Source organism: Pedobacter borealis DSM 19626 (assembly GCF_000708285.2).
GTDB classification, from domain to species: domain Bacteria; phylum Bacteroidota; class Bacteroidia; order Sphingobacteriales; family Sphingobacteriaceae; genus Pedobacter; species Pedobacter borealis.
On record NZ_JAUG01000046.1, the window covers coordinates 26030 to 36188 of the forward strand.

Annotated in this window: 9 protein-coding genes; 7 read left to right on the forward strand and 2 right to left on the reverse strand. The window is 38.1% G+C overall.

Translation table 11 applies throughout. The features are described from left to right. Window positions 1–58: 58 nt before the first annotated feature. Window positions 59–757, reverse strand: coding sequence for a RadC family protein (gene radC / locus AW17_RS13650; protein WP_029277287.1), 699 nt, complete (start codon window positions 755–757; stop codon window positions 59–61). A gap of 70 nt (window positions 758–827) precedes the next feature. After that, the gene (gene rpsT / locus AW17_RS13655; RefSeq protein WP_029277289.1) at window positions 828–1082 is read right to left on the reverse strand and encodes a 30S ribosomal protein S20; all 255 of its coding nucleotides are present in this window, start codon (window positions 1080–1082) and stop codon (window positions 828–830) included. Window positions 1083–1324: 242 nt separating this feature from the next. Here rpsT and purN point away from each other — a divergent pair, with 242 nt between their 5' ends. From purN to rodA, 7 genes are all read left to right on the forward strand, one after another. Continuing rightward, window positions 1325–1903 (forward strand): phosphoribosylglycinamide formyltransferase, encoded by a 579-nt coding sequence (gene purN / locus AW17_RS13660; RefSeq protein WP_029277291.1) that lies wholly within the window; start codon window positions 1325–1327, stop codon window positions 1901–1903. 172 nt (window positions 1904–2075) lie between these two features. Beyond that, complete coding sequence (purH, locus tag AW17_RS13665) at window positions 2076–3602, forward strand: bifunctional phosphoribosylaminoimidazolecarboxamide formyltransferase/IMP cyclohydrolase (protein WP_029277293.1); 1527 nt, start codon at window positions 2076–2078, stop codon at window positions 3600–3602. A gap of 355 nt (window positions 3603–3957) precedes the next feature. Further along, window positions 3958–4980 carry a rod shape-determining protein gene (locus AW17_RS13670; RefSeq protein ID WP_010601761.1) on the forward strand — a complete coding sequence of 341 codons (1023 nt, stop codon included), beginning with the start codon at window positions 3958–3960 and terminating at the stop codon, window positions 4978–4980. A 95-nt stretch (window positions 4981–5075) separates the two neighbouring features. Beyond that, a complete protein-coding gene (gene mreC, locus AW17_RS13675; protein WP_029277296.1) occupies window positions 5076–5915 on the forward strand; it encodes a rod shape-determining protein MreC in 840 nt (279 codons plus the stop codon). Then, window positions 5908–6423: a hypothetical protein gene (locus tag AW17_RS13680; RefSeq protein WP_029277298.1), complete on the forward strand. Its 516-nt coding sequence runs from the start codon at window positions 5908–5910 to the stop codon at window positions 6421–6423. The genes mreC and AW17_RS13680 overlap by 8 nt, the downstream gene beginning before the upstream one ends. Next, a complete protein-coding gene (gene mrdA / locus AW17_RS13685; RefSeq protein WP_051691838.1) occupies window positions 6423–8435 on the forward strand; it encodes a penicillin-binding protein 2 in 2013 nt (670 codons plus the stop codon). The genes AW17_RS13680 and mrdA overlap by 1 nt, the downstream gene beginning before the upstream one ends. Next, window positions 8432–9697 carry a rod shape-determining protein RodA gene (gene rodA / locus AW17_RS13690; RefSeq protein ID WP_029277302.1) on the forward strand — a complete coding sequence of 422 codons (1266 nt, stop codon included), beginning with the start codon at window positions 8432–8434 and terminating at the stop codon, window positions 9695–9697. The genes mrdA and rodA overlap by 4 nt, the downstream gene beginning before the upstream one ends. The last annotated feature ends 462 nt before the right edge of the window (window positions 9698–10159 follow it).

The window sequence follows — 10159 nt, forward strand, 5'->3', positions numbered from 1 at the left end:
ATTTAAGCCGCTATTATACTAATTTAACGTTAATTGTACTTTAACAACCAAATATCTTTTAAATTAAATCTTCATCCCGATAACTATAGTAACGGTTATTGGCAAAAATCAGGTGATCGACCACGTACAGACTAAGCAAATTTCCTGAGGCAACCATATTCCTGGTCAATTTATCGTCGCTCTCACTAGGCTTTAAACTTCCCGAAGGATGGTTATGTGCCAATACAATATTTGCGGCATTGTTTTCTAAAGCTGTTTTAAAAATAATTTTCGGATCGGCTACCGTACCTGCCTGTCCGCCTTTACTGATCAAAAATTTACCTATTACCCGGTTAGACCTGTTTAGGAGTAATATCCAGAACTCTTCGTGATTGAGGTTAGCGAAAGTTTGATGTAAATATTTATAAACATCGTTAGAAGTAGTAACATGGGTAATGGCCTCCTCAGCAGTTTCCTTCCGCCGCAAACCAAGCTCCAGAGCGGCAATTATAGTTAATGCTTTGGCTTCTCCAATACCTCTAAACCTGGAAAGCTCCAGAATAGAAGCTTTTCCCAGTTTTGTTAAATTGTTATCGTAAAACGACAAAATCCTTTTACTTAAATCGACAGCGGTTTCATTTTTACTTCCTGAGCCAATTAAAATAGCAATCAGTTCGGCATCTGTTAAATGTCTTCGGCCATGTAATAAAAGTTTTTCACGCGGGCGATCTTCTTCAGCCCATAACTTTATACCTAGTTTCTGTTCGTAATTTTCCATTTTTTTAGACAAAAAAAGGCATCCTAACTTTTGGTTAGGATGCCTTTACTAATATCGTAAAAAAATTGGCTTATTTTAAACCGTTAACGAATTTCGTTAATTTTGATTTGTTATTAGCCGCTTTGTTTTTGTGGATAATATTCTTTTTAGCTAAACGATCTAACATAGAGATTACTTTAGGCAATAAATCAGATGCAGATTTTTTATCTTCTGCAGCACGTAATCTTTTAATAAAGGTACGTGTAGTTTTTGCCTGATATCTGTTACGTAAACGTTTTGTTGCGTTTGCTCTAATTCTTTTTAATGAAGATTTATGATTTGCCATTTCTATTTAGCCTTTTATTTTTCTTATTCGTTTCCTATAATTCGGGTTGCAAATATAGGATTAATGTTTTTAAATTACAAAACACTTTCAACTTTTTTTTCATTAAAATTGAAGCCCATTTCCGAACTGCAAAAATACATTAAAATTATTCATTATAAATACTTTAACTTAATTCAATAAAATTTCCTTTCGATTAAGAAAACAGGCTTAAAAATACTATTTTTGGGCAAAACGATTTTTGAGTGAAAAAACGAATAGCCATCTTTGCATCAGGTTCTGGCTCCAATGCCCAAAAACTGATGGAGCATTTTAAACGGAGCAATGAAATAGAAATATCTTTGGTATTAACCAACAACGCCGATGCTTATGTATTGCAGAGAGCTGATAATTTCGAAATCCCCACTCATATTTTCGACAAAAATGAGTTCTATAAAACCGATGAAGTGATAGATCTTCTCAAAAATCTTGAAATCGATTTTATTGTGCTTGCAGGCTTTCTCTGGCTGATCCCTAAAAACCTGATCCATGCTTACCCCGGCAGAATTGTAAATATCCATCCGGCAATCCTTCCAAAATTTGGCGGTAAAGGCATGTATGGAGACCATGTACACCATGCTGTTATAGCCGCCGGCGAAACGGAAGGCGGAATAACCATTCATTATGTTAATGAAAACTATGACGAAGGAGAATATATTTATCAGGCAAGGTACAGAATCGACAAAAACGACAATCTGGAAATGGTAAAGTTTAAAGGTCAGCAGCTCGAACACCAGCATTACCCACGTATTGTAGAAACCATTGTTAAAAAGATCAGCAAATAAATTACACAATAAAACGGGTTAATAAGGCTATTTAATCAGGCTTTAGAAGAGCTTACCTGGCAAATGAATATACCTTATTATATATAGCGGAATAAAATTTAATATTGATCGGTAAATCTCATTAAAAAACAATCCTGTTTTACTACCTTTGCGGCTCAAAATTTTCAGTAGAATGAGTCAATCCATTAAAATCAAAAACGCTTTAATCTCAGTATATTATAAAGATGGTTTGGAGCCATTGGTAAAATTGTTGGCCGCGCAAGGGGTACAATTATTTTCTACCGGTGGAACAGAACAATTCATCAAAGATTTAAATCTTCCGGTTACGGCGGTTGAAGATTTAACAGGTTATCCATCTATTTTAGGCGGACGTGTTAAAACTTTACACCCAAAAGTATTTGGTGGAATTTTAAACCGTAGAGCGTTAGCGGGAGATCAGGAGCAGATTGCTGAATATGAGATCCCTGAAATTGATTTGGTTATTGTTGACTTATACCCTTTTGAAGAAACCGTAAAAGCAGGCGGAACACCAGAAGAAATTATCGAGAAAATAGACATCGGTGGTATTTCCTTAATCCGTGCGGCTGCGAAAAACTTCAACGATGTGGTGATTATCGCATCGAAAAACGACTACCCTACTTTACAGGCCCAATTAGAAGCCCAAAATGGTGAAACCACTTTAGCACAACGTAAATCGTTCGCTAAAACGGCTTTCCACACTTCTTCACATTACGATACTGCAATTTTTAATTACTTCAATACAGAAGAGCCTCTTGATGTTTTCAAACAAAGCGTAACAGAAGCTAAAACTTTGCGTTATGGCGAAAATCCTCATCAAGGTGGTGTATTCTATGGCGATTTAGATGCCATGTTTACCAAATTGAACGGTAAAGAACTTTCTTATAACAATCTGGTAGATGTAGATGCAGCTGTAGCGTTGATCGACGAATTTGAAGATCCAACTTTTGCAATCTTAAAACATACAAACGCTTGTGGTATTGCTTCCCGCCCTACTGTTAAACAAGCCTGGATTGATGCATTGGCCTGCGATCCGGTTTCTGCTTTTGGTGGTGTATTGATTACCAATGTTGCGGTAGATTTAGAAACGGCTCAGGAAATCAACAATCTTTTCTTTGAAGTGTTAATAGCACCTTCTTACCAAGCAGAAGCAATTGAGTTATTCAGCAAAAAGAAAAACCGCGTTATTTTACAACGTAACGAGGTTGAGTTGAGCAAAAAACAATTTAAAACCTTATTAAATGGCGTAATTGAGCAGGATAAAGATTTAATTATCGAAGGTCCAGAGCAAATGACAACCGTAACCGATAAAGCACCAACGGCACAAGAGTTAAAAGATTTGTTCTTCGCCAACAAGATTGTAAAACATACTAAATCGAACACCATTGTTCTGGTTAAAGATGATGTTTTAATTGCAAGCGGCGTTGGCCAAACTTCACGTGTTGATGCCTTAAGACAAGCGATTGAAAAAGCAGCGGCTTTCGGATTCAGTGTTGAAGGTGCAGCAATGGCATCTGATGCTTTCTTTCCTTTCCCTGATTGTGTTGAAATTGCTGCCGAAGCCGGAATTACAGCTGTGCTACAACCAGGTGGATCGATTAAAGATGCTGATTCTATTGCTAAAGCAAACGAAAAAGGCATTGCAATGGTAACCACAGGGGTAAGACACTTTAAACACTAGATAAGGTAAAAGGTTGAGGGTTTAAAGGTGGAAGGTTACCTATCGAAAGCTCAAATTCACCATGCAGGTATGAAACTTTGAGGGGCTTCCCCCTTTGGAGGGGGCAGGGGGAGGAAATTTGAAAAGCCGGAGCCAGGTAACCGAACCCGACAGCAGTCGTTCCGATTTTTCATCAGACTGAACGGATAGCAGGACTGCTTTAACCTAAGAATCACAGCTTTTTATTTTCTGAACATTTTAATTGCCTTAAAAACAATTTAATAACTGAAGAAAATAAAACTTAAAACAATAAAAAAGCTATTTTTACATTAGGAATAGTATAGATTTGATAAAATAAAGAAAACATACCTTATACATGGGATTATTTAACTGGTTTACGCAAGAAGTTGCCATCGATTTAGGCACTGCGAATACCCTGATTATACATAACGACAAAGTAGTTGTAGATGAGCCATCTATCGTTGCTTTCGATCGTACTACAAACAAAGTCATTGCTATAGGTCGTCAGGCAATGCAAATGGAGGGTAAAACCCACGATAATATTAAAACCGTTCGTCCATTAAAAGATGGTGTTATTGCCGATTTCAACGCTGCTGAAGCCATGATTAAAGGCATGATCCGCATGCTTAATGGCGGTAAAGGCTGGATGTTTCCATCTTTACGTATGGTAATCTGTATTCCATCTGGTATTACTGAAGTAGAAAAACGTGCAGTACGAGATTCAGCTGAAATTGCCGGTGCAAAAGAGGTATACTTAATTCATGAGCCAATGGCAGCTGCCGTAGGTATCGGGATTGATGTAGAAGAGCCAATGGGTAACATGATTATCGATATAGGTGGCGGTACTACTGAGATTGCGGTTATCGCTTTATCCGGTATCGTTTGCGATCAATCTATCCGCGTTGCAGGAGATAACTTCGACTCTGATATTGTAAACTACATCCGCCGTCAACACAACATTATGATTGGTGACCGTACCGCTGAGAAAATTAAAATTGAAGTTGGTGCAGCTTTACCTGAATTACAGGATGCTCCTGCTGATTTCGCGGTTCAAGGTCGCGATTTAATGACCGGTGTACCAAAGCAGATCACTGTTTCTTATACCGAAATTGCACACTGTTTAGATAAATCGATCTCTAAAATTGAAGAAGCAATTTTAAAAGCTTTAGAGATTACGCCTCCAGAGCTTTCAGCAGATATTTACCAAACAGGTATTTATTTAACCGGTGGTGGTGCATTGTTAAGAGGTTTAGATAAGCGTGTAGCTGCTAAAACCAAATTACCTGTTCACGTTGCAGAAGATCCGCTTCGTGCAGTAGTTCGTGGAACCGGCATCGCCCTTAAAAACATTGGCGGATATAAATTCTTAATGCAATAACATTTAGCTTGGCGTTTGGGGTTGTGAGCTTGGAGTTTTCCACTCATACGCTAAACTTTTAACTCCCAACTCCAATCTTTTAACTCCAAACTCAAATGCGTAACCTTTGGATTTTCATCAGCAGATACAACGCATTTTTCTTATTTATCATTTTTTTTATCGTAGGGATCTATCTAACGGTGAAAAACAACTCCTATCAGCGTAGTGTAACCTTAAACTCAAGCAATGAGGTAGTAGGTACCGCATACGAAAGGTTAAATATTTTTAAAAGATACTTAAACTTGGGTATGGTTAACGATAGCCTTGCGGCAGAAAACGCTAAGCTTAAAAGCCAGTTACTGGGATTAACTACGATAGATACAGCCAAAGATGTTAAAGTGGTAGATACGATTACCAATCAGCAATACACTTATTTGGCAGCTAAAGTGGTTAAAAATTCGATCACTTTACGCAACAACGTGATGACCATTAATAAAGGAACTGTTGATGGCATTAAAAGTGGCATGGCTGTTATAGCGCCCCAGCGGGGAGTGGTTGGTTTTATCCGTGATGTTTCGGCCCATCTGGCCACCATACAATCGCTATTGCATAAAGACACTAAGATTAGTGTAACCTTAAAAAAGAATCATGCTTTAGGTTCGTTAGTTTGGGGAGATGGAAATTTCGATATTAAAAAAGCGTTTGTTAAAGAGGTGCCCAACCATATTAAAATGTATGTGGGCGATACGGTTGTAACCTCGGGTTATGCAGCATTTCCTGCCGGAATTTTAGTCGGAAAAATTAGCAAGGCCAACGTAGCCACCAATGATAATTTCTTATCAGGAGAATTAAATTTATTTACAGATTTTAGCACATTGCAATATGTATATGTGGTTAAAGATAAAAAAGCCGAAGAGCAAAAGGCTTTGGAAAGCTTAGTTAAACCGAATGAATAGTAGAATCATAATTGTAAATGTGATCAGGTGGTTTTTACTCCTTTTTGTACAGATCTTCCTGCTCAAAAACATGGGCTTTTATGATCTTTCCACACCGTTTATCTATGTGCTGTTTTTACTCCTGCTTCCATTCGGAATCCCCAATATTTTATTGTACTTATTGGCTTTTGGAACAGGCTTAACACTCGATGCTTTTTACGATACCATGGGCGTACATGCTACGGCCTGTGTGGTATTGGCTTTTGTAAGGATTTCCTTTATATCGATAAGTTTAAACCGCGACGCAATTGACGACCCAGAACCATCGTTAAGTTATATGGGTTTCCAATGGTTTTCACTTTATGCTTTTCTTTGCGTTGTTGCACACCACCTGGTGCTGTTCTTTTTAGAAACATTTAGGCTAACCGAAATTGGTTATACCTTAATGAGATGCGGCTTAAGTTGTATCTTTACACTGCTTATTATTTTATTGGTAGAGTTTATATTCTATAGAAGAACACCACGCTAATGGATCAATTATTTAACCGAAAATATATCGTTCAAGGATTATTTATTGTAATCGCCCTGATTTTATTGGGGAAGTTATTTTATATCCAGATTATTAGCGACAAGGCCTTCAGTTCTGCCGAAAGTAACGTATTGCGTAAAATCTATAAATATCCTGCCCGTGGTGCCATTCTAGACCGGAACATGAAGGTGATTGTACAAAACGAACCCGTTTACGACTTAATGGTTACCCCAAACGAAGTTAAACCCTTCGATACTTTGGCCATGGCCAATGCTTTAGAAATTACCATAGAAGATGTACGTAAGAAATTAAAAAAAGCAAGGGCACAATCAAATTATCAGGCTACGTTTTTCGAACGCCAGATTTCAGTTCAAAGTTATGCCCGTCTGCAAGAAATCATGTACCGTTTTCCGGGTTTCAGAACGCAGGATAGAACGGTAAGGCATTATCCCGACAGTATTGCTGGACAGCTTTTCGGTTACGTGAAAGAAGTAAGTCTTGATGACATTGAAAAATCGGAAGGATATTATAAACCAGGCGATTTTATCGGAAAAAGTGGCTTAGAGCGATCGTATGAAGATTTTTTAAGGGGTGAAAAAGGTGTAATTAATACATTGTATGACGCGAAAAATATCGCTCAGGGCAGTTATGCTGGCGGAAAATACGATATCAATGCCGTTTCTGGTGATCGATTGATTTCATCATTAGATATTAGAATTCAGCGCCTTGGCGAAGAACTGATGAAAAACAAAGTAGGTGCCATTGTAGCCATTGAGCCATCTACAGGCGAAATATTGGCCTTTGTAAGTAGCCCTGGTTATGATCCGAACCAATTGGTTGGTAAAGATTGGGGCAAAAATTACATGAGTCTGATTGCAAACCCTTACCGCCCGCAGATTGTCCGCCCTATTGCAGGCCAGTATTCTCCAGGATCATCATTTAAACCTGTTGATGCCTTAGTGGCGCTACAGGACGGTGCGATTGACCCAAACACTACTTTTTTCTGTCCGGGTTACTATATGGCCGGAAATCATAAAGTGAAGTGCGAGCACGTAGATGGAACCATTAATATGCAGCGCGGTATCGCCCGATCATGCAATACCTATTTTTGCCATGTTTTTCAAAACATCATCACCAAAAACGGCATAAAAAACCAACGTCAAACCTACGCAAATTGGCATGAGCAAATTGCTAAATGGGGTTTTGGCCAAAAACTGGGCATAGATATGCCTTTCGAGAAAAAAGGAATATTTTATCAGGCCGAGCACTATGACAAAATTTACGGCAAACACTGGGGATATACTACTGTAATTTCGCAGGCCATTGGTCAGGGCGAAATTACTTCTACACCATTACAAATGGCAAATGTAATGGCCGCAATTGCCAATCGTGGTTACTACCTAAAACCTCACTTAATTAAAGGTATTGGAGATAAAAACGTGGTTAAAAAAGAATATGTAGTTAAAAACTATGTTGGCATTGATGCTAAATATTTTCCGCCGGTAATTGAAGGGATGAGAGACGCTGTAAACAGTCCATGGGGAACAGCAAAAGAATCTCAGATCCCCAATATTATTATGTGTGGTAAAACCGGAACGGTACAAAACCCTCATGGCAAAAACCACTCTGTGTTTATCGGTTTTGCGCCAATGGACAATCCTAAAATTGCAATTGCTGTGATTGTAGAAAATGGTGGTTTTGGTGGTTCTTACGCTGCTCCTATTTCGAGCTTTATTGTAGAGAAATACTTAACAGATTCCATTAAGCCAAAATCAAATGGCTATACAGTTAAAGCATTCTCAGAAACCAATCTTTTACCAGCACTAATTGATAAGACTAAGAAAATTAAACTCACCAAAACGGATAGTTTAAATATTAAAAAAACCGATTCGCTTAAAAGGCTTAAAGATAGTTTGAAAACGAAACCGTCAATATTAAAACAGTCTGTTGCTACAAAACCTAAGGTGAACAAACAATTTGAAACCAATAAAACTGTAAATAACAAGAAATGATCCAGCAACAGGGAAGCCGCTTCTTTTTTAATGTAGATTGGATTACCGTTCTGATCTATATTGCATTATGTGCAGTTGGTTTTACCAATATTTATGCATCAATTTACAATCCAGATAAGGCAATCGGTTTCGATTTTGCCAGCAGCTACGGCAAGCAGTTAATTTACGTAATTACAGGCCTTATATTGGGCTTATCCATCTTATTGTTTGATGGTAGGTTATTTAATGTATTTGCGCCATTTATTTATGGAATCACCATATTATTACTGGTTGTAGTATTGTTTGTTGGAAGAAACGTTGGTGGAAACCAAGCCTGGATACCCATAGGCTCATTCAGGCTGCAGCCTTCAGAATTTGCCAAGTTTGGCACAGCCCTGCTTCTTGCGCGATATGTAAGTACCTTTAATCCTAAATTCCGCGATTTTAAATCGATAATAATTGCAGCATTAATTGTATTAGTGCCCCTCTTACTCATTATGCTCCAGCCTGATACCGGATCTGCTTTGGTTTTCCTCGCCTTCATGTTCCCTTTGTACCGTGAGGGCTTATCAGGCTATTTTCTACTGATATTTTTGGGAATGATTGTGCTGTTTATTTCTGATTTCTTGGTACCAACCTACATTCTAATCATCATTATTACCACAATTGCAGGACTTTTCATTTATAACAACAGAAGAAAACAAAAGATCATTTTCTCTACCGTTCTTGTTACCATAGTTGCTATTGCTTATTTGTTTCTGGTTAAAATTGCCTACGAAAAAGTTTTAGCTCCCCACCAACGTAGCCGTATCGAATTAATGTTAGGGCTTAAAACTGATAATAAAGGTGCGGGTTATAATGTAATCCAATCGCAAATTGCCATAGGCTCAGGTCAGGGAACCGGCCGTGGATTTTTACAGGGCACACAAACTAAATATGGTTATGTACCAGAGCAGAGTACCGATTTCATCTTCTCTACCATCGGCGAAGAATGGGGGTTTATGGGCTGTTCTGTAGTGATAGGTTTGTATATGTTCCTATTACTCCGATTGGTTAATTTAGCAGAAAGGCAACGATCTACATTCTCCAGAGTATATGGCTATAGCGTAGCTTGTATCCTCTTTTTCCACGTTTTTATCAATATCGGGATGACGATTGGTATTATTCCCGTAATTGGGATTCCACTGCCCTTAATTAGTTATGGTGGTTCGTCGTTATGGAGTTTTACGATCTTACTGTTCATCTTTTTAAAGCTGGACTCTAACCGGATGGGATTTATTTAGTCCTTAGTCGGAAATCCATAGTCTGGAGTCGATATATCAAAATGAATTCGTCATTCCGAAGCAAAAGCAATCTTAAGGATAGGTTAAGGCCGAAAATCTATTTATTGGAAAGCAAAAGTTCTGCTAAAATCAATGCGTATTCCCGCTAACCGCTTTACTTCTCCCGATTAAAAAATCGGGCTTCGTGTTCGCTTTTATCGGGTCTAGGTGGGCAGTTCTGTGCTACTGGTTTGCGTTAATAAACCCAACTTAACGGAAATCCTTTTTGGAAAAATCGTATTTTCTATTAAAGACCTGAGTTCGATAATTATTTGCTGAAAATTATATCTTATTTACGCCTAATCCCGCTTTATCGTCCTGCTGAATTTATTTCAGCATCTTTTTAGCGTGAAAGACCCTGAAATAAATTCAGGGTGACGACCGTCTTAACAGAAAACTTGATTAAAACGCCACAAAATGAGA

Bases quoted from the DNA above. Each gene is read 5' to 3' on its own strand.
- rpsT (WP_029277289.1), bottom strand. From the start codon at position 1,082: ATGGCAAATCATAAATCTTCATTAAAAAGAATTAGAGCAAACGCAACA.
- rodA (WP_029277302.1), top strand. From the start codon at position 8,432: ATGATCCAGCAACAGGGAAGCCGCTTCTTTTTTAATGTAGATTGGATT.
- purH (WP_029277293.1), top strand. From the start codon at position 2,076: ATGAGTCAATCCATTAAAATCAAAAACGCTTTAATCTCAGTATATTAT.
- AW17_RS13670 (WP_010601761.1), top strand. From the start codon at position 3,958: ATGGGATTATTTAACTGGTTTACGCAAGAAGTTGCCATCGATTTAGGC.
- mreC (WP_029277296.1), top strand. From the start codon at position 5,076: ATGCGTAACCTTTGGATTTTCATCAGCAGATACAACGCATTTTTCTTA.
- mrdA (WP_051691838.1), top strand. From the start codon at position 6,423: ATGGATCAATTATTTAACCGAAAATATATCGTTCAAGGATTATTTATT.
- AW17_RS13680 (WP_029277298.1), top strand. From the start codon at position 5,908: ATGAATAGTAGAATCATAATTGTAAATGTGATCAGGTGGTTTTTACTC.
- radC (WP_029277287.1), bottom strand. From the start codon at position 757: ATGGAAAATTACGAACAGAAACTAGGTATAAAGTTATGGGCTGAAGAA.